A 17,711-nucleotide genomic window follows, 5' to 3' on the forward strand; every position below is an offset into this window, starting at 1 on the left:
TGTCGGTGAGGGCGGGTGATCACACCGATCATGGCAGGGCGTCGGCCGTGGTGTGAATCACCTGATCCACTTCTCACAGCGCCCGTACCGGCCGGTAGATTCAGAACCTCCTGGACGATCAAGTCTGAAACTTGTTCTAGATTAGCGTCCCGGCGTAATCTCGCGGGACAGTGCAGGCAGAAGGGGGCTCAGAGTGACCGCTGAGGCCAGTCAGGCGGGTCCCCAGGAGGACCTGGCAGCCGACGGCGAGCGACCGCTCCGTATCGCACTCCTCACCTATAAAGGGAACCCGTTCTGCGGGGGGCAGGGCGTCTACGTCCGCCACCTCTCCCGCGAACTGGCCCGCCTCGGGCACCGCGTCGAGGTCATCGGCTCGCAGCCGTACCCCGTCCTCGACGAGGGCTACGACGGCATCTCCCTGACCGAGCTGCCCTCGCTCGACCTCTACCGCTCCCCGGACCCCTTCCGCACCCCGAAGCGCGACGAGTACCGGGACTGGATCGACGCCCTCGAAGTCGCGACGATGTGGACCGGCGGCTTCCCCGAGCCCATCACGTTCTCGCTCCGCGCCCGCCGCCATCTCCGGGCCCGGCGCGGCGAGTTCGACATCGTGCACGACAACCAGACGCTGGGGTACGGGTTGTTGGGGGACGTCGGCGCCCCGCTCGTCACCACGATCCACCACCCCATCACCGTGGACCGGCAGTTGGAGCTGGACGCGGCCGAGAACTGGCGCCAGCGCATGTCCAAGCGCCGCTGGTACTCCTTCACACAGATGCAGAAGCGGGTCGCCCGCCGCCTGCCCTCCGTGCTCACCGTCTCCGGCACCTCGCGCCAGGAGATCATCGACCACCTCGGCGTCCGCGACGACCGCATCCACGTCGTCCACATCGGCGCCGACACCGACCTGTTCTCCCCGAACCCCGCCGTACCCCAGGTACCGGGCCGGATCGTCACCACGTCCAGCGCGGACGTCCCCCTCAAGGGCCTCGTCTTCCTCGTCGAGGCCCTCGCGAAGGTCCGCACCGAACACCCCGACGCCCACCTGATCGTCGTCGGCAAACGCCCCACCGAGGGCCCGGTCGCCCAGGCCGTCGAGCGCTACGGCCTCGACGGCGCCGTCGACTTCGTCAAGGGCATCTCCGACGCCGAACTCGTCGACCTGGTCCGCTCGGCGGAGGTCGCCTGCGTGCCCTCGCTGTACGAGGGCTTCTCGCTCCCGGCGGCGGAGGCGATGGCCACGGGTACGCCCCTCGTCGCCACGACGGGCGGAGCCATCCCGGAGGTCGCCGGACGCGACGGCGAGACCTGCCTGGCGGTACCGCCGGGGGACCCGGGCGCGCTGGCCTCTGGCTTGAGCCGACTCCTGGCCGACCCGGCACTCCGGGGCCGCCTCGGCGCGGCGGGCCGCGAACGCGTCCTGGCCCGCTTCACCTGGGCGAAGGCGGCGGAGGGCACGGCGGCCCGCTACCGCGCCGCGATCGCCGCCGGCCCGACGGGCAGCGCGGCCCCGGCATGGTTGTCGCCCTCGGCGGCTCCGTCCCCTTCCCCTTCTCCGACCAGTGTTACCGGCGTCTCTCCCGAAAGCAGGGCCACGTGCTGACCGTCGACTTCTCCCGGTTCCCGCTCGCCCCTGGCGACCGAGTCCTGGACCTCGGGTGCGGTGCCGGGCGGCACGCGTTCGAGTGTTATCGGCGAGGGGCACAGGTCGTCGCCCTCGACCAGAACGCCGAGGAGATCCGCGAGGTCGCCAAGTGGTTCGCGGCGATGAAGGAGGCCGGCGAGGCCCCCGCCGGAGCCACCGCCACCGCGATGGAGGGCGACGCGCTCCAACTCCCCTTCCCGGACGAGTCGTTCGACGTCGTGATCATCTCCGAGGTCATGGAGCACATCCCGGACGACAAGGGAGTGCTCGCCGAGATGGTCCGGGTCTTGAAGCCCGGCGGCCGCATCGCCATCACCGTCCCGCGCTACGGCCCCGAGAAGATCTGCTGGGCCCTGTCCGACGCCTACCACGAGGTCGAGGGCGGCCACATCCGCATCTACAAGGCGGACGAACTCCTCGCCAAGATCCGCGAGGCGGGCCTCAAGCCGTACGGCACCCACCACGCGCACGGGCTGCACTCGCCGTACTGGTGGCTGAAGTGCGCGTTCGGCGTGGACAACGACAAGGCGCTGCCGGTGCAGGCGTACCACAAGCTCCTGGTCTGGGACATCATGAAGAAACCACTCGCCACCCGGGTCGCCGAACAGGCGCTGAACCCGCTGATCGGCAAGAGCTTCGTGGCCTACGCGACCAAGCCGCATCTCCCCGGGCTCGCCGAGGCGGAAGCCAAGTGACCACTCCCCGGACAGAACACCTCGTCCTGCCCGGGGTCCTCACCGCGGAGCAGGCCGCCGCGACCGTCGCCGGCATCCTCGCCGTGCAGCGGGAGGACGGGGCGATCCCGTGGTTCCGGGGCCATGACCTCGACCCGTGGGACCACACCGAGGCCGCGATGGCGCTGGACGCGGCGGGCGAGCACGAGGCGGCGGAGCGGGCGTACAACTGGCTCGCCCGGCACCAGAACGAGGACGGGTCGTGGTTCGCGGCCTACGCCGACGGGGATCCGGGTGACGTCACCGACCGGGGGCGTGAGACCAACTTCGTCGCCTACATCGCCGTCGGCGTGTGGCATCACTACCTCGCCACCGGTGACGACACGTTCCTGGACCGGCTGTGGCCGAATGTCTTCGCTGCGGTCGAGTTCGTGCTGCGGCTTCAGCAGCCGGGTGGGCAGATCGGGTGGAAGCGGGAGGACGACGGTACGGACACGGCCGATGCGCTGCTGACCGGTTCGTCCTCGATCCACCAGGCGCTGCGGTGCGCCCTTGCGATCGCCGAGGAGCGGGAAGAGCCGCAGCCCGACTGGGAGTTGGCGGTCGGGGCGCTACGGCATGCGATTCGTCGGCATCCTGAACGGTTCCTGGACAAGGGCCGTTACTCGATGGACTGGTACTACCCGGTGCTGGGTGGTGCGTTGACCGGTGTGGAGGCCAAGTCCCGGGTGGAGGAGGGCTGGAGCCGGTTCGTCGTGCCGGGGCTCGGTGTGCGGTGCGTTGTTCCCAACCCGTGGGTCACGGGGGGTGAGTCCGCCGAACTCGCCCTCGCGCTCTGGGTGTTGGGCGAGTCCGACCGCGCGTTGGAGATTCTCCAGTCCATTCAGCATCTGCGTGATGCGGAGAGCGGGCTGTACTGGACCGGGTACGTCTTCGATGACGATGCGGTGTGGCCTCGGGAGCTGACCACGTGGACCGCGGGGTCGTTGCTGCTTGCGGTGGCGGCGTTGGGGGGCCATGACGCGACCTGTGCGGTCTTTGGCGCCGAGCATTTGCCGTTGGGGCTGGATCCGGATTGTTGTTGAGCGCGGGCCGGTGGGGACTGGTCGCGCAGTTCCCCGCGCCCCTAAAAACACCAGCGGGGCCAGGCTTTTAAGGGGCGCGGGGAACTGCGCGCTCAGCCCCCACGGGGGCGATGCTTAACGGTGAACCTTGTTGGCGATCGCGTGGCCGATGAACAGATACACCACCGCTGCCAGGCCGTAGCCGCAGATGACCCGCGCCCACGCCTCGTTGAAGGTGAACAGGTCGCGGGACCAGCCGGCGAGCCAGTTGGCCGAGCGGTGGACGAACTGCACGAGGTCGTTCGCGCGGTTGGCGTCCAACAGGTACATCAGAATCCAGAGGGCCAGGATGAGGGCCATGATGTCGGCGATGATCACGATGACATTGCCGACCGAATTCGAACCGCGTCGGTAGTAGGGGGACATGCCAAGCGGATTGCCGCTTCCGGCGGGATGAAACCCGTACGGTCCCGCCCGGGTGGCGCGAGTGGCCCGGCCGGGTGAGGCTGCCGGGGTAAGGACACCCACTCGGGGAGAACACCCCGGAGGACCCCGTGCCCGTACCGATACGGCGCCTCTTCGTGGCGCTCACCTTGTGCTGCGCCCTGCTCGCCGGTGCCACGGCCTGCGGCAGCGCCACCGATGACGCCACGCAGGACACCGCGGCCGTAGTGGCCGTCGCCGCCGCGACCCCGAGCCCCAGCACCTCCGCCGAACGGCAGAAGTTCGCCAAGACCCGCTTCGTCGCGAACGCGGGTCTCGCCGCCGGTGCCACCTACCAGTGGATCGTGAAGCCCTGGAAGGCGGGCAAGTTCAAGAAGGGCGCGAGCGGACGCAGGTTCGCGCTCGTCAAGGCGGGCCTCGCGGGCGCGTTCGCGTACAACCGGCTCAAGGCGGCCACCAAGAACGCCAAGGGCGACCCCACGCTCGCCAAGGCGGTCGCCCCCCTCAGCGCCGGCATCGACTCCCTCAAGGACCTGCCGTCCAAGCTCCGCAAGGGCGACTCGACGGACGCCACGGCGGGTTCCTTCGACGACATCATCAACAAGGTCAAGGACGCCGGTAAGAGCGCCGGCGCCGAGGTGACCGACAAGGTGCCGTCGGCAGGCCAACTGACAGGCGGCTGAAGGTGAGTTGAGCGGCTCCTAGGAGTTCAGCTCCGCCAGCACCCGCAGCGTGTGCGGGTCGGGCGCAAGGGCCAGCAGGTCCGTCACCGGGCCCTTGCGCCACAACTCCAGCCGCTCCGCGATCCGTTCACGCGGTCCGACCAGCGAGATCTCGTCGGCGAACGCGTCCGGCACCGCGAGCACGGCCTCCTCACGTCGGCCCGCGAGGAACAACTCCTGTATCCGGCGGGCCTCTTCCTCGTACCCCATGCGCGCCATCAGATCGGCGTGGAAGTTACGGGCCGCGTGCCCCATCCCGCCGATGTAGAAGCCGAGCATCATCTTCACGGGGAGGAGGCCTTCGGCGACGTCGTCGCAGACCTTCACCTGCGCCATGGGCGCGACGAGGAAGGTGTCACGGAAGGTCGTCGTTCCGTAGACCTCCGGTCGGCTCGGCGACCAGTACAGCGGCAGCCAGCCGTCCGCGATCGCCGCCGTCTGCGCCACGTTCTTCGGTCCCTCGGCGCCCAGCAGGATCGGCAGGTCCGAACGGAGCGGGTGCGTAATGGACTTGAGGGCCTTGCCGAGCCCTGTTCCGTCCGCGCCCCGGTACGGATGCGCGTGGAACCGCCCGTTCACCTCGACCGGCGCTTCCCGCCGCAGCACCTGCCGTACGACCTCGACATACTCCCGGGTCGCGGTCAGCGGCGACTTGGGGAAGGGGCGGCCGTACCACCCCTCCACCACCTGCGGCCCCGACAGCCCGAGCCCGAGCAGCACGCGCCCGCCGGAGAGATGGTCGAGGGTGAGCGCGTGCATCGCGGTGGTGGTCGGGGAGCGGGCCGCCATCTGCGCAACGGCCGTGCCCAGCTTGATCGTTGAGGTCTGCGCCGCGATCCAGGTGAGGGGAGTGAAGGCGTCGGACCCCCACGACTCGGCCGTCCACACGGAGTCGTACCCGAGCCGCTCGGCCTCCTGGGCCAGCGGCACATGGTCGGCGGAGGGCCCGCGCCCCCAGTACCCGAGTGCGAGACCGAGCCGCATATCGCCTCCGCAGCAACAGAACTGACGGCCTGTCAGTCGACCGATCGACGGCTGCGACTGTACGACAACGGCCCCCCACCCGGAAGGGCGAGGGGCCGCGGTCGAAGCGGGGAGGGGTATCAGCCGCGCTGGATCCCCGACGTGTCCTGAAGGACGCCACGGCGGCCGTCCTGGGTCTGCGCGACGAGCGCCGGACCACGCTGCTCCACGGCCAAGTACCAGGTACCCGGCGCCAGTTCGGCGATCGGCGACGGCGAACCGTCCTCCGCGAACAGCGGCCGGGCCACCGGCACCGCGAACCAGAACGGCGAGAAGTCCCCGGCCGGAGCCGGCGCGGGCTGCCCGAACGGCTGCGCGGCCTGCGCCTGTTGGGGCGGAGTGCCGTACGACGGCTGCGGCTGACCGGCGCCCGGGTAGCCGTAACCACCGGGCGGCTGGGCGCCGTAGGGCTGCGGGGCGGCCGGCTTGGGGGCCGGGACGAGGGCGGCCTGGAGGGGCGGGAGCAGGGGGGTGGCGATGGCGCCGCCGGCCAGGACGAGGGACGCGATGAAACCGAGGATGAGACCGGCACCGGCGCTGGCGCCGTCCGGGACATCCACGAGGGTCCAGAACAGGGACCAGACCACCAGGACCGAGAACGCGACGCCTGCCTGGCCCAGTTCGATTCCCGCGACCTTGCGCGGCTGCGGCAGGGCGCGACTGACGACGATCAGGGCAGCGCCGATGACCCCACCGATGTAGAGGCCCAGGGCGTCGCCGAGGTAGTCCCACGCGGTCGGGGCGTTGCTGAAACCGGCGGCGGTGTAGAAGCTGAGAAACGACGCGATGAAGAGCAATACCGCTGCTCCGATCACCACGCCGTCGCCTCGTGTGAGGGAGCGGATATTCACTTCAGGTCCTTCGTAGGTCGTCTCGTCGTCGCTTGACCCTATCGTCCACCCCGTCAGGGTGTCCGCCCGGATCAGCCCACTGATCGTTACCCGCGCAGGAAACTCACGATTCCCTCAGAGATCCCCTGCGCCGCCTTCTGTCGCCAGGCGCCGTTCGTCAGCAGTGCGGCATCATTGCTATCGCGCATGTTGCCGCATTCGATGAACACCTTCGGAACCGTTGACAGATTGAGACCGCCGAGGTCCTTACGGGTGTCGAGACCGGTGCCGTCGCCGACGTAATTGGAGAACGGTTCGCCCGTCACGCGACGGTAGTTGCTCGCGATGCCCCGCCCGAGGACGGCCGAAGGGCCGACGATGGCACGGGTGTCGGCGCCGCCCGCGTGCACGGAGGCGGGCAGGATCACATGGAAGCCGTGGTCGCCGGCCGGTGCGCCGTCCGCGTGGATGGAGAGCGCGGCGTCCGCGTGCGCGTCGTTGCCGAACCGGGCCCGCTGATCCACGCACGGCCCCCAGGACGGGGAGCCGGTGTCATGCGTCAACTTCACTGTGACGCCCTGCTTTTCGAGCAGCGCCTTCAGCCGGTGGGACACGTCCATCGTGAACTGGGCTTCCGAATAACCTGCGTTGGTCGACGTCCCCGTCGTGTCGCACTCCTTCCAGTTCGTGCCGATGTCCACCTTGCGGTTGATCTCGGCGGTGTGCTGGAAGTTGGTGACGTTGTGCCCCGGGTCGATGACGACGACCTTGCCCTTGAGGGGACTCGGCCCCGGCGGCTTGTCGTCGTTGGACGCGGTACCCGTAGGGGACGCGGGCGCGCCGGACGCCGTGGAGGAGGCGGAGGACGTGTTGCCCGCCGCACTGCCCGAGCTGTCACCCGGGCCGCCGACGGCCTCGTACACGAACCACCCGATCAACGCCCCCGGGACCAGCGCGGCCAGCGCCACGGTCAGGGGCCCTCGACGGAGACGGCGGGGCTGCGGAGGATCAAAGTCCGGACCTACGTACGACACGGGAGCCACCCTAGCCGCCTCGCGGGGCGCGTTTGCTGAACCGGCAACAGGAGTCGCGCGCCGTCACGTCCCCGACGGACGATCGAGGGACCAGCCCCCGTCACGGAGGACTCATGACCATGGTCAAGGACGTCACGCACCGGCTCGTCCCCGCCCCCGCGGGCCGTATCCACCTCGTGGAACAGGGCACCGGCCCCCTGGTCCTCCTGGTGCACGGCTTCCCGGAGTCCTGGTACTCGTGGCGCCACCAGCTCCCGGCACTGGCCGCGGCGGGCTTCCGCGCGGTAGCCGTCGACGTACGCGGCTACGGCCGCTCCTCGCGCCCCGAGGACGTGTCGGCGTACCGGATGCTCGACCTGGTCGAGGACGCCGTGGCGGTCGTGCACGCGCTCGGCGAGCGGTCGGCGGTGATCGTCGGCCACGACTGGGGCGCCGGCATCGCGGCGAACTCCGCCCTCCTCAGGCCGGACGTCTTCCGAGCCGTAGGACTGCTGAGCGTCCCCTACGCGCCCCGAGGCGGCCCGCGCCCCAGCGAGATCTTCGCGGAGATGGGCGGGGACGAGGAGTTCTACGTCTCCTACTTCCAGGAGCGCGGCCGGGCGGAGGCGGAGATCGAACCGGACGTACGCGGCTGGCTGGCGGGTTTCTACGGTGCGTTCTCCGCCGACACGATGCCCCAACCCGGCGCCCCCGACCCGCACTTCGTGAGCAGGGGAGTCGGCGGCACCCTGCGCGACCGCTTCCCGGCGGAGCCGCCCGCCTGGCTGAGCGAGGCCGAACTGGACGTCTACGCAGGCGAGTTCGAGCGCACCGGCCTGACCACCGCCCTGAACCGCTACCGCAACATGGACCGAGACTGGGAGGACCTGGCTCCCTACGACGGCGCTCTGATCACCCAGCCGTCCCTGTTCCTGGGCGGCTCCCTGGACGCCTCTACCACCTGGCTGTCCGACGCGATCGCCGCGTACCCGGTGACCCTGCCCGGCCTGCGCGGCTCGCACATCCTGGAGGGCTGCGGCCACTGGATCCAGCAGGAACGCCCGGCCGAGGTCAACCAGCACCTGCTCAACTGGCTGGCTGAGCTGCCCGGTTGACCTCAGATACCGGTACCGGTGCGCCGTAGGACACGCAGGGAGTCCGTCGCCGAGACCTCCGTGAACGCGCCGGACTCCAGCGCCCGGAGATACACCCGGTAGGGCGCCTGCCCGGTGAACTCGTCCTCCGGTTCCGGAAACACGTCATGGATCACGAGCAGCCCGCCCTCGGCGACATGGGGCGCCCACCCCTCGTAGTCCCCGTTCGCATGCTCGTCGGTGTGCCCACCGTCGATGAAGACGAGACCGAGGGGCGTGCCCCAGATGCGGGCCACCTGCGGCGAGCGCCCGACGAGGGCTACTACGTGCTCTTCCAGTCCGGCCCGGTGCAGAGTCCTGCGGAACGCGGGCAGCGTATCCATCAGCCCGATCTCCGGGTCGACGGTCTCCGGGTCGTGATAGTCCCACCCCGGCTGCTGCTCCTCACTGCCCCGGTGATGGTCCAGGGTGAGCGCGGTGACACCGGCCTCGCGGGCGGCATCGGCGAGGAGAAGCGTGGAACGCCCGCAGTACGTGCCGACTTCGAGGAGGGGGAGGCCGAGACTTCCGGCTTCTACGGCGGCTGCGTACAGGGCCAGTCCCTCACCGGCCGGCATGAATCCCTTCGCCGCTTCGAACGCGGCGAGGATCTCGGGCTTGGGCGCCGGTGGCATGGGAGTTCCTCTCAATGGGCTGCACCCACATGCTGCCGCACCCCCTGCTGAGCAATTCGACAGGGGGTGCCGGGTGTTTTTAGGGGCGCGGGGCTGTGTCGATTTGCGGCTCCGCCGCGTGGGCGCGACCAGCCCCCACGCGCCCGCAGACAACGAACTACCGACTACGCGCTAACGGTCTCGCCGGGCAACGACAGATCCAGGGCAACCGCGACGGAGTCCCCCGCGTGCGTCGCGGACGAGGCCAACGGACCGTGCCCCGAAGCCCGCGCCGCCAACACATACGCCCCCTGAGACGGCACAGCGAGCACGTAACTCCCGTCCTCCTCGGAGAGCGTCGCCCCCGCCTGCCGCCCACGACGGTCGATCAGCGTGACCTTGGCCCGGGCGACAGGCGACCCGTCCGCACCAAGAACCCGCCCCCGGAACCCCCGAAGAACCTCCTCGGCCCGCTCAAGATTCGCTTCCTCCTCGCTGCTGAAGTTCAACTGCGGCGCCCGATTCGGCTTGGGAAGGAACAACGCCATCAACAGGCCGACAGCAACCGCACCCGTAGCGATCAGGAACGAGACGTGGAACCCGTGCATGGTCGGAATCGCAACCCCGCCCACATGGTTCGCGGTGTTCGCCAGCACCATCCCGATCACCGCACTGGAGACGGACGTACCGATCGACCGCATAAGCGTGTTGAGCCCATTCGCCGCACCGGTCTCAGAGGCCGGGACGGCGCCGACGATCAACGCGGGCAACGATGAGTACGCAAGCCCGATCCCCGCACCGAGCACGACGGCGATGACCAGGGACTGCCAGGCCGCACTCATGAGCCCGAGCCCCGCGCCGTAGCCGATACCGATGATCAGCATGCCGAGGATCAGGGTGACCTTGGGGCCGTACTTCGCCGAGAGACGGGCGTAGACGGGGGCCGTGAACATCATCGTCAGGCCGAGCGGTGCCACCAGCAGACCGGCGGTGACCATCGACTGGCCGAGACCGTAGCCCGTGGACTTCGGCAGCTGGAGGAGCTGGGGCAGTACGAGGGAGACGACGTAGAAGGAGACGCCGACCATGATCGAGGCGAGGTTGGTGAAGAGGACCGCCGGGCGGGCGGTGGTGCGCAGGTCGACCAGCGGGGCCTTCAGGCGCAGCTCCATCACGCCCCACAGGAGCAGGACGGCGGCCGCCGCGGCGAACAGACCGAGCGTCGTACCGGAGGTCCAGCCCCAGTCGCTGCCCTTGGTGATGGGCAGGAGGAAGAGGACAAGGCCCGCGGAGAGACCGATCGCGCCGAGCACGTCGAAGGTGCCCTCCGCGCGCATCGGCGACTCCGGTACGACGAGGAGGGTGAGGCCGATCGCGAGGACGCCGAGGCCGGCGGCGCCGTAGAAGAGGGCGTGCCAGTCGGCGTGCTGGGCGACGAGCGCCGCGGCGGGCAGCGCGAGGCCGCCGCCGACGCCGATCGAGGAACTCATCAGCGCCATCGCCGAGCCGAGCTTCTCGCGGGGCAGCATGTCGCGCATCAGGCCGATGCCCAGCGGTATCGCGCCCATCGCGAAGCCCTGGAGCGCGCGGCCCGCGATCATCGTGAGCAGGTCGCTGGTGAGGGCGCTGACCAGCGCTCCCACGACCATGATGGCCAGGCTGAGGATCAGCATCCGGCGCTTGCCGTAGAGGTCGCCGAGGCGGCCCATGATCGGCGTGGCGACGGCTCCGGACAGGAGGGTCGAGGTCAGGACCCAGGTGGCGTTGCTGGGCTCGGTGCTCAGCAGCTGCGGCAGGTCCTTGATGACCGGGACGAGCAGGGTCTGCATCACCGCGACAACGATGCCCGCGAAGGCGAGCACCGGCACGACGGCGCCGGACGGCCTCCGTGCGGGCTGGTCGGTCGACGTGTGCGTCATGGAGTAGGGCCTCCGGGCCGTAGGTGTGGCGTGATCCGTGCGGGATAAGTGCACGGTAAACCTCGTATGCATGGGCAACTATTCCGATGCTTCGGCGTACTAACGAATCCTTGACCGTCCCATGAAGATCTGACCTGTCGTCAGCTCTGGTCATTCACTGGAACGTGTTCTAATCTCGCCCGCCATGAAGGCCTATGTCGCAGGCGTCGGGATGACGAGGTTCGAGAAGCCCGAGACCCGGGAGTGGCAGTACTGGGACATGGCCCGCGAGGCCGGGAACGCCGCCCTCGCGGACGCCGGGATCTCCTACGCCGACGTAGAACAGGTTCCCGTCGGCTACTGCTTCCAGCCCTCGACCGCCGGCCAGCGCGCCGCCTATGAACTAGGTCTCACCGGCATCCCCGTCTACAACGTCAACAACAACTGCGCCACCGGCTCGACCGCCCTGATGCTGGCCCGGCAGCTGGTGGAGGGCGGGGCGGCCGACTGCGTGCTGGCCCTCGGCTTCGAGAAGATGAAGCGGGGCGCGTTGGGCGGGGGAGCGGACAGTGGGGACTTTTCCACGTCCCCCGTCGCCCGGCACTACGGCGTCATGGCCGCCCGGCACGGCTTCGAGATGACCCCGCCCACCGCCCAGATCTTCGGCGACGCGGCCCGCGAACACATGGAGAAGTACGGCACCACCGAGGCCCAGCTCGCCGCCGTCGCCGCCAAGAACCACCGGCACTCCGCACACAACCCGTACGCCCAGTTCCAGGACGTGTACGACGTCGACGACATCCTCGCGGCGAGGGTCGTCCACCACCCGCTCACGAAACTCCAGTGCTCCCCGACCTCGGACGGCGCGGCGGCGGCGGTCGTGGTCTCCGAACGCTTCGTGGAGCAGCGGGAGTTGGGCACCGGCACGGGTACGGGCACGGGTGCGGGCTCCGGCTCGCTCGTCGAGATCGTCGCCCAGGCGATGACCACCGACACCGAGGACTCCTTCGCGTCCGGCTCGTGCATCGACGTCGTCGGACAGCCCATGTCCCGGGCCGCCGCCCGCCAGGTCTACGAACGGTCCGGACTCGGCATCGAGGACGTGGACGTCGTAGAACTCCACGACTGCTTCTCGATCAACGAACTCCTGACGTACGAGGCGCTCGGCATGTGCGAGCCGGGGGAGTCGGGGAAGCTCGTCAAGTCCGGGGGGACGACCTACGGCGGGCGCTGGGTCGTGAACCCGTCCGGCGGGCTGATCTCCAAGGGGCATCCGCTGGGGGCCACCGGGATCGCCCAAGTCGCCGAGCTGGTGTGGCAGTTGAGGGGGACGGCGGGGGAGCGGCAGGTGCCGGGGGCCGAGGTGGGGCTCGCGCACAACATCGGGTTGGGCGGGGCGGCCGTGGTGACCTTGCTGCGGGCGGTGTAGGTCCTGTGGTGCAGGTCCCGTGGGGTAGGTCCTGCGAGGTCCTGTGGGTCTAGGTCCTACGGCCGTCCCACGGCCCGGGCGAAATGCCGATGCAAGGGGCGCGGGCCGGTTGAGAGTATGACCACCATGCCCCGAGCCGCTGACGTCTCCCGAATATCCCGCCTGTTCCCCCGCGGTACGGCACCGCCCTCCTGGCTGGTCGTGGCGCTCGCGTGTGCCGGGCAGTTCCTCGTCGTGCTCGACGTGTCCGTCGTCAACGTGGCACTGCCGTCGATGCGGACCGACCTGGGGATGAGCGCGTCCGGGTTGCAGTGGGTGGTCAACGCGTACGCCATCGCCTTCGCCGGGTTCATGCTCCTCGGCGGCCGGGCCGGTGACCTCTACGGCCGCAAACGGATGTTCCTGGTCGGGCTCGCGCTGTTCACCCTGGCCTCGCTGTGCGGCGGACTGGCCCAGGACGGCTGGCAGTTGCTGCTCGCCCGGGCCGTCCAGGGACTGGGGGCCGCGGTACTGGCGCCCTCGACGCTGACCATCGTCACCTCGGCGGTGGCGGAGGGCGCGGCCCGCGCCCGGGCCATCGCCACCTGGACGGCGGTCGGCGCCGGCGGCGGGGCCGCGGGCGGACTCGTCGGCGGGGTCCTCGTGGACACCCTGTCCTGGCGGTGGGTGCTCCTCATCAACGTGCCCGTCGGAGCGGTGGTGCTGCTCAGCTCACTGCGCTGGCTCCCGGAGAGCCGGGCCGGAGACCGGCGGCGGCTCGACCTGCCCGGTGCCGTCCTGGTCACGGCGGGGCTCGGCGTCCTGGCCTACGGCATCTCGCAGACCGAGGCCGAGGGCTGGACGGCCGCCGCCACCCTGGTGCCGCTGGCCGCCGGACTCGCGCTGATCGCGCTCTTCCTCGTCGTCGAAGCGCGTACGGCGGCTCCGCTGATGCCGCTGGGGCTGTTCCGGGCGCGGGCGGTGTCGTCGGCGAACGCGGCGATGTTCCTGTCCGGCTCCGCGATGTTCTGCATGTGGTTCTTCATGACCCTGTACGCACAGAACGTGCTCGGGTACAGCCCGTTGGAGGCGGGGCTCGCGCTGGTGCCGAGTTCGCTGGCGGTCCTGCTCGGCTCCAAGTCGGCGCCCCGCTTCATGCCGGTGCTCGGCGCGCGCAACGTGGCGGTCATCGGGACGCTGATCGCGGCGGTGGGCTTCGGCTGGCAGTCCCTGATGACCGCGCGGGGCGACTACCTGACCGAGATCATGTTCCCCGGAATCCTGATGATGCTGGGCGCGGGCCTGACGGCCACCCCGCTCGCCGCGCTCGCCACGTCCGGGGCCGCGCCGGGGGAGGCCGGGCTGGTCTCCGGGTTGATCAACACCTCGCGCACGATGGGCGGTTCGCTGGGGCTCGCCGTCATGTCGACGATCGCCGCGGCGCGTACGGCGCGGGTGGCGGGCGGCGGTGGGGGGACGCCGGAGGCGCTGACAGAGGGGTATGCGCTGGCGTTCCGTACGGGGGCGGGGGTGCTGCTCGGCGGGGTGGCGCTGATGGTGGTGTGGCTGCCGTGGGGGAAGGGGGCGGGGCCTGCTGTGGCGGGGGTGAGCGGGGTGAGTGCGAGCGCGGACGGGGAGGTCGTGGTGGACGCGGAGGTCGTGATGGACGCGGAGGGCGCGGCTTCCACGAGTTTCGAGAAGTGAGGCAACGGTTCGGGCGGCTCATGGACTCCTTTAGACATCTAGGAGGTGCCCATGGGGGATCGCAAGCAGGCTCGGGAGGCTCGGGATGACGGGTTCCAGAGCTTTGTCATCGGCCGCTGGCCGCGGCTGATGCGGACGGCATTTCTTCTGACGGGGGAGCAGCACGCCGCGGAGGATCTGGTCCAGTCGACGCTCGAACAGACCTTTGTGGCCTGGCGCAAGGTCGGCGCGGCCGACGATCCGGAAGCGTACGTACGGCGCGTGATGATCAACGCGCACGCACGCAAACACCGCAGACGACTCAAGGAGTTCCTGGCGCTCAGGGACGACTCGGGCCTGGTGCGCGAGATCGCCGACACCGGTGACCGCATCGCCCAGGCCGAGGACCGCAGCGCCCTGTTGCAGGCGCTGGCCCAACTGCCGCCGAGGCAGCGGGAGGCGGTGGTGCTGCGGTACTGGGAGGACCTGACCGAGACACAGACGGCCCAGGCGATGGGCTGCTCGGTCGGCGCGGTGAAGAGCAACGCGGCCAAGGGGATCGCGAAACTCCGCGCCATACCGGGACTCGCCGAGACGGTGACGCAGGGAGGGCGGAAGTGATGAGCGCGGACCGGGAGACGAACCAGACCATGACGGACAGAGACATCGCCTTCCTGCTGGCCGAGGCCGCGGACGAGGTCGAGATCGGCATAGCCCCCTACCAGGCGGTGATCCGCGGCGGCCGCCGGCGCCGGACCCGCCGCTGGGCCCTCGCGACGGCCGCGGCACTGGTGATCGTCGGCGGGTCGGGCACGCTCGCCCTGGCCGGGCTGCGTGATGGGAACGGGGTGGAGGTGTCGCCGGCGGTGAAGCAGCAGTCGACCGAGCCGTTGACTCCCGAGGAGCGGCATGTGTACGAGCCGCAGGGGACCGAGATCGGCATCGGCGATCTCGGCGGCAAGGAGTGGCGGATCACCGTCGACGTGTGGGGCGCCCCGCGCACCGAGGGGGAGGCCTGGGCCCAGTTCCAGCGCATGAAGGCGTTCGGCGAGGTGCCGGTAGGCGTGCATGCGGGCAAGACGTCCCAACTGGTCGGCAAGTACTCGTTCTTCACGCGCCGGAGCATCGGGGACGGGGAGTCGGCCACCCTCGCGCAGAACTCGGTCGACACGAAGGACGTCATGGCGGGCACGGACCTCGATTCGGTCGCGCTCTCCCTGGACCCGAAGCACACCACCCCGCAGCGCCTGGTGTTCGGCCAGGTCGCCAAGACCGCCCAGGAGGTCACGTGCAGCTGGAAGGACGGTAGCTCGACCGTTGCCCACAGGGTCGCGGAGGGCGCCGACGTCAACACCGACGAAGCGGCGATCCGACCGGTGGCCGGTTCATCGTCCGACTGGTTCGTGTGCGTCGGGCCGGAGGGGACGACGTTCGACTCGGTGAAGGTGACGAAGTAGCGCCGCAGTAGGTGAACTGGCGCTGAAGCAGGGCATGTCGGCCCTGAGGGTGGCGTGACGCGCGGCGGTGGATGTCGGGGCCCCGGAAAACGGTTCGCCGACTTCGCGGGGCTCTGACACGGTGGCGCACTATGACGAACGTCGAGCTTGTCACCGCCGCGGACCTGCGGCTCATGCAGGGGCTGGCGCAACGCGTCACCGCCGTCCGCCCGGAGCTGGTGAACGCCGAGGCGATGTTCGGCGAGCTGGCCTGGAACTGGGGCAAGGGGCACGCCGCCGCTGACACGGGCCGGCCGCGTCGGCTGTGGTTCTCCGGCGGGGAGCTGGTGGCGTGGGGCTGGGCCCAACTTCCGCACCGGGTGCGGCGGAACGACGGCTCGGTCAAGGACAACACCGAGGCCTGCCTCACGTACCAGGTCCACCCCGACCACGCCGGCCTGATCGACGAGGTGATCGACTGGTACGACGGCACGGCGGCGGGCATCGAGCGGACGGTGATGCCCAGCGCCGCCGACGGGTTCGCCCTGAAGCGATGGGCGGCACACGGCTACGAGACCGACTCGGCCGCGCTCGGCGACACCGGTTCCTGGACCCAGCTCAACGAGCGGAACCTGACGGACCTGGAACAGCCGGTACTCCCAGAGGGATTCGGCTTCCGCACCGCCGACGAGGCCGGCCCCGAGGCCGCGGTCCAGGCCCACCTCGACGCCTGGGCTCCCTCGGCCTACACAGCCGAGAGCTACGAGAGCGTCCGGCGGACACCGGGCTACCGCGGCGACCTGCACATCCTGGTGGAGGCACCGGACGGCACGATGGCCTCCTCGACGATCATGTGGCTCGACGAGGCGAACAGGACGGCGGAGTTCGAGCCGGTCGGCACACATCCGGAGTACCGGCGCCTGGGGTTGGCAAGGGCGATGCTCCTGCACGCGATGCACCGGGCACGAGCGGCCGGGGCCACGCACATGACGGTCGCCTGCCTGGGCGCGCCGGGACATCCCCGGGCACGCGGCCTGTACTACGGCCTCGGTTTCCGGGAGCTGTCGCGGGACGCACCGCTGGTGAAGGGTGCGGGCGTGGGCTGAGGGCAGGTCGGTGCCGTAGCCGCCCCCGGCGCCGGACGCGGGGTGCTCGACGCCCTTCAGCGCGCCAGGGGGTCAGTCCTTCGAGTTCTCGGACGTTGGCAACGCGTCGTGCGTCAGCCATGGCCACGACGGCGGGGGCGGACCGAATGCGCGACGGCCGGCTCTCACGGCCAGGGCGGCGAGGGCAGCATTGGCTCCACCACCGATCACAGCGCCGATACCGAACGGCGCCACTCGGCCGAGGACGATGATTCCCTGCTTGGTCCCGTACTTCGTGACGAAGTTCCGTCCCAAGATCTTGTTGATCTGACGCAACGTCTCGACAGGCACCTTGGCGACAACCTGACGTCCCCAGTGCTGCCCCGTACGCTCGGCGACCGTGGCAATGGTGGCCGAGCCGGATCCGCCGAGCATGATTCCCATCACGATCGTTCGGCGGCGCTCGATCTCGTCGATGGGGACGCCGTGGACTTCGGCGACAGAGAGCGCGAAGAGGGCGCTCAGCTCAAGAGACGAGAGGGCCTCGCCCGCCGACAGTGCCAGTGCGACTCCCGTGCCGACGCCGGGCGCGGCTGCGGTCCCACCGACCGCGGCACCCGTCCCGGTCAAGGCGCTGACGTACATCCGCTCCAGACCGCGGATCACCTGTGCTGGTGTCGCCTCCGGATTCCGCTGACGGGCCCGTGCGATGTTCTTGCGAACGAGCGGGCTCTGGAGGTCGATTGCCTTGTCCAGGAGGTCGAGCGCTCGCTGCCCACGTGGGGCTGAGGCCGGATCCGGTCCGTCGTGGGCATCTGTTGCCATGCCTTGAACTCCTTAGGTCACTACGTCCCAACTGAGTCTCCCACTCGGCCAGTTGAGCGGACCATGCTTCAGATGAACCAGGCCGCCAACCGTAAGAAGAAGGGCCGTCGGCGTGGCCGGGAGAGCCGTCCTGGTGGCCTTTGGGCGGGGTGCCGGCAGGGTTTCACCGGACCGCTGGGGTGGTGCCCTTTCGGCGTCGACTCCCGCCTCGTAC

The 17,711-nt window shown here is 70.0% G+C and carries 17 protein-coding genes; 10 read left to right on the top strand and 7 right to left on the bottom strand.

Going from position 1 to position 17,711, the window contains the following annotated elements; genetic code table 11:
- Positions 1-193 precede the first annotated feature (193 nt).
- The 3 genes from OG194_RS33140 to OG194_RS33150 are packed head-to-tail and all read left to right on the top strand — an operon-like array spanning position 194 to position 3,404.
- Positions 194-1,603, top strand: a complete 1,410-nt coding sequence (locus tag OG194_RS33140; RefSeq protein ID WP_327404435.1) for a glycosyltransferase family 4 protein — start codon at positions 194-196, stop codon at positions 1,601-1,603.
- The gene (locus OG194_RS33145; RefSeq protein WP_327404436.1) at positions 1,597-2,340 is read left to right on the top strand and encodes a class I SAM-dependent methyltransferase; all 744 of its coding nucleotides are present in this window, start codon (positions 1,597-1,599) and stop codon (positions 2,338-2,340) included. The genes OG194_RS33140 and OG194_RS33145 overlap by 7 nt, the downstream gene beginning before the upstream one ends.
- Positions 2,337-3,404 (top strand): prenyltransferase/squalene oxidase repeat-containing protein, encoded by a 1,068-nt coding sequence (locus OG194_RS33150; RefSeq protein ID WP_327404437.1) that lies wholly within the window; start codon positions 2,337-2,339, stop codon positions 3,402-3,404. The genes OG194_RS33145 and OG194_RS33150 overlap by 4 nt, the downstream gene beginning before the upstream one ends.
- A 114-nt stretch (positions 3,405-3,518) precedes the next feature.
- On the opposite strand, the gene OG194_RS33155 is transcribed toward OG194_RS33150, so the two are convergent.
- The gene (locus OG194_RS33155) at positions 3,519-3,809 is read right to left on the bottom strand and encodes a hypothetical protein (RefSeq protein ID WP_327404438.1); all 291 of its coding nucleotides are present in this window, start codon (positions 3,807-3,809) and stop codon (positions 3,519-3,521) included.
- A gap of 128 nt (positions 3,810-3,937) precedes the next feature.
- On the opposite strand from OG194_RS33155, the gene OG194_RS33160 reads away from it, so the two are divergent.
- The gene (locus OG194_RS33160; RefSeq protein ID WP_327404439.1) at positions 3,938-4,510 is read left to right on the top strand and encodes a hypothetical protein; all 573 of its coding nucleotides are present in this window, start codon (positions 3,938-3,940) and stop codon (positions 4,508-4,510) included.
- An 18-nt stretch (positions 4,511-4,528) separates the two neighbouring features.
- Here OG194_RS33160 and OG194_RS33165 read toward each other — a convergent pair whose 3' ends face one another.
- From OG194_RS33165 to OG194_RS33175, 3 genes are all read right to left on the bottom strand, one after another.
- On the bottom strand, positions 4,529-5,533 hold the full coding sequence (locus OG194_RS33165) for an LLM class F420-dependent oxidoreductase (RefSeq protein WP_327404440.1): 1,005 nt from the start codon (positions 5,531-5,533) through the stop codon (positions 4,529-4,531).
- Between the two features lie 119 nt (positions 5,534-5,652).
- Positions 5,653-6,423, bottom strand: coding sequence for a hypothetical protein (locus tag OG194_RS33170; protein WP_327404441.1), 771 nt, complete (start codon positions 6,421-6,423; stop codon positions 5,653-5,655).
- A gap of 86 nt (positions 6,424-6,509) precedes the next feature.
- On the bottom strand, positions 6,510-7,436 hold the full coding sequence (locus tag OG194_RS33175) for an N-acetylmuramoyl-L-alanine amidase (protein ID WP_327404442.1): 927 nt from the start codon (positions 7,434-7,436) through the stop codon (positions 6,510-6,512).
- Positions 7,437-7,549: 113 nt separating this feature from the next.
- On the opposite strand from OG194_RS33175, the gene OG194_RS33180 reads away from it, so the two are divergent.
- Positions 7,550-8,530 (top strand): alpha/beta fold hydrolase, encoded by a 981-nt coding sequence (locus tag OG194_RS33180; RefSeq protein ID WP_327404443.1) that lies wholly within the window; start codon positions 7,550-7,552, stop codon positions 8,528-8,530.
- Positions 8,531-8,532: 2 nt separating this feature from the next.
- On the opposite strand, the gene OG194_RS33185 is transcribed toward OG194_RS33180, so the two are convergent.
- Both OG194_RS33185 and OG194_RS33190 read right to left on the bottom strand, forming a co-directional pair.
- Positions 8,533-9,183, bottom strand: a complete 651-nt coding sequence (locus OG194_RS33185) for a class I SAM-dependent methyltransferase (RefSeq protein ID WP_327404444.1) — start codon at positions 9,181-9,183, stop codon at positions 8,533-8,535.
- Positions 9,184-9,347: 164 nt separating this feature from the next.
- On the bottom strand, positions 9,348-11,081 hold the full coding sequence (locus tag OG194_RS33190; protein ID WP_327404445.1) for an MFS transporter: 1,734 nt from the start codon (positions 11,079-11,081) through the stop codon (positions 9,348-9,350).
- A gap of 184 nt (positions 11,082-11,265) precedes the next feature.
- On the opposite strand from OG194_RS33190, the gene OG194_RS33195 reads away from it, so the two are divergent.
- From OG194_RS33195 to OG194_RS33215, 5 genes are all read left to right on the top strand, one after another.
- Complete coding sequence (locus OG194_RS33195) at positions 11,266-12,489, top strand: lipid-transfer protein (RefSeq protein ID WP_327404446.1); 1,224 nt, start codon at positions 11,266-11,268, stop codon at positions 12,487-12,489.
- Positions 12,490-12,606: 117 nt separating this feature from the next.
- Entirely contained in the window at positions 12,607-14,172 is a 1,566-nt protein-coding gene (locus tag OG194_RS33200; protein WP_327404447.1) for an MFS transporter, read from the top strand.
- 51 nt (positions 14,173-14,223) lie between these two features.
- Complete coding sequence (locus OG194_RS33205) at positions 14,224-14,772, top strand: SigE family RNA polymerase sigma factor (protein WP_327404448.1); 549 nt, start codon at positions 14,224-14,226, stop codon at positions 14,770-14,772.
- On the top strand, positions 14,772-15,608 hold the full coding sequence (locus OG194_RS33210) for a hypothetical protein (protein WP_327404449.1): 837 nt from the start codon (positions 14,772-14,774) through the stop codon (positions 15,606-15,608). The genes OG194_RS33205 and OG194_RS33210 overlap by 1 nt, the downstream gene beginning before the upstream one ends.
- Positions 15,609-15,739: 131 nt before the next feature.
- Complete coding sequence (locus tag OG194_RS33215; protein WP_327404450.1) at positions 15,740-16,693, top strand: GNAT family N-acetyltransferase; 954 nt, start codon at positions 15,740-15,742, stop codon at positions 16,691-16,693.
- A gap of 72 nt (positions 16,694-16,765) precedes the next feature.
- Here the strand turns inward: OG194_RS33215 and OG194_RS33220 are convergent, their stop codons facing one another.
- Positions 16,766-17,497 carry a hypothetical protein gene (locus OG194_RS33220; protein ID WP_327404451.1) on the bottom strand — a complete coding sequence of 244 codons (732 nt, stop codon included), beginning with the start codon at positions 17,495-17,497 and terminating at the stop codon, positions 16,766-16,768.
- Positions 17,498-17,711: the final 214 nt, after the last annotated feature.

Source organism: Streptomyces sp. NBC_01288 (assembly GCF_035982055.1).
Classification (GTDB): domain Bacteria; phylum Actinomycetota; class Actinomycetes; order Streptomycetales; family Streptomycetaceae; genus Streptomyces.

What these genes read in the sequence shown, in the direction of transcription:
- OG194_RS33155 (WP_327404438.1), bottom strand. Translation starts at nt 3,809, where the DNA reads ATGTCCCCCTACTACCGACGCGGTTCGAATTCGGTCGGCAATGTCATC.
- OG194_RS33220 (WP_327404451.1), bottom strand. Translation starts at nt 17,497, where the DNA reads ATGGCAACAGATGCCCACGACGGACCGGATCCGGCCTCAGCCCCACGT.
- OG194_RS33195 (WP_327404446.1), top strand. Translation starts at nt 11,266, where the DNA reads ATGAAGGCCTATGTCGCAGGCGTCGGGATGACGAGGTTCGAGAAGCCC.
- OG194_RS33200 (WP_327404447.1), top strand. Translation starts at nt 12,607, where the DNA reads ATGACCACCATGCCCCGAGCCGCTGACGTCTCCCGAATATCCCGCCTG.
- OG194_RS33210 (WP_327404449.1), top strand. Translation starts at nt 14,772, where the DNA reads ATGAGCGCGGACCGGGAGACGAACCAGACCATGACGGACAGAGACATC.
- OG194_RS33180 (WP_327404443.1), top strand. Translation starts at nt 7,550, where the DNA reads ATGACCATGGTCAAGGACGTCACGCACCGGCTCGTCCCCGCCCCCGCG.
- OG194_RS33185 (WP_327404444.1), bottom strand. Translation starts at nt 9,183, where the DNA reads ATGCCACCGGCGCCCAAGCCCGAGATCCTCGCCGCGTTCGAAGCGGCG.
- OG194_RS33165 (WP_327404440.1), bottom strand. Translation starts at nt 5,533, where the DNA reads ATGCGGCTCGGTCTCGCACTCGGGTACTGGGGGCGCGGGCCCTCCGCC.
- OG194_RS33205 (WP_327404448.1), top strand. Translation starts at nt 14,224, where the DNA reads ATGGGGGATCGCAAGCAGGCTCGGGAGGCTCGGGATGACGGGTTCCAG.
- OG194_RS33190 (WP_327404445.1), bottom strand. Translation starts at nt 11,081, where the DNA reads ATGACGCACACGTCGACCGACCAGCCCGCACGGAGGCCGTCCGGCGCC.
- OG194_RS33215 (WP_327404450.1), top strand. Translation starts at nt 15,740, where the DNA reads ATGACGAACGTCGAGCTTGTCACCGCCGCGGACCTGCGGCTCATGCAG.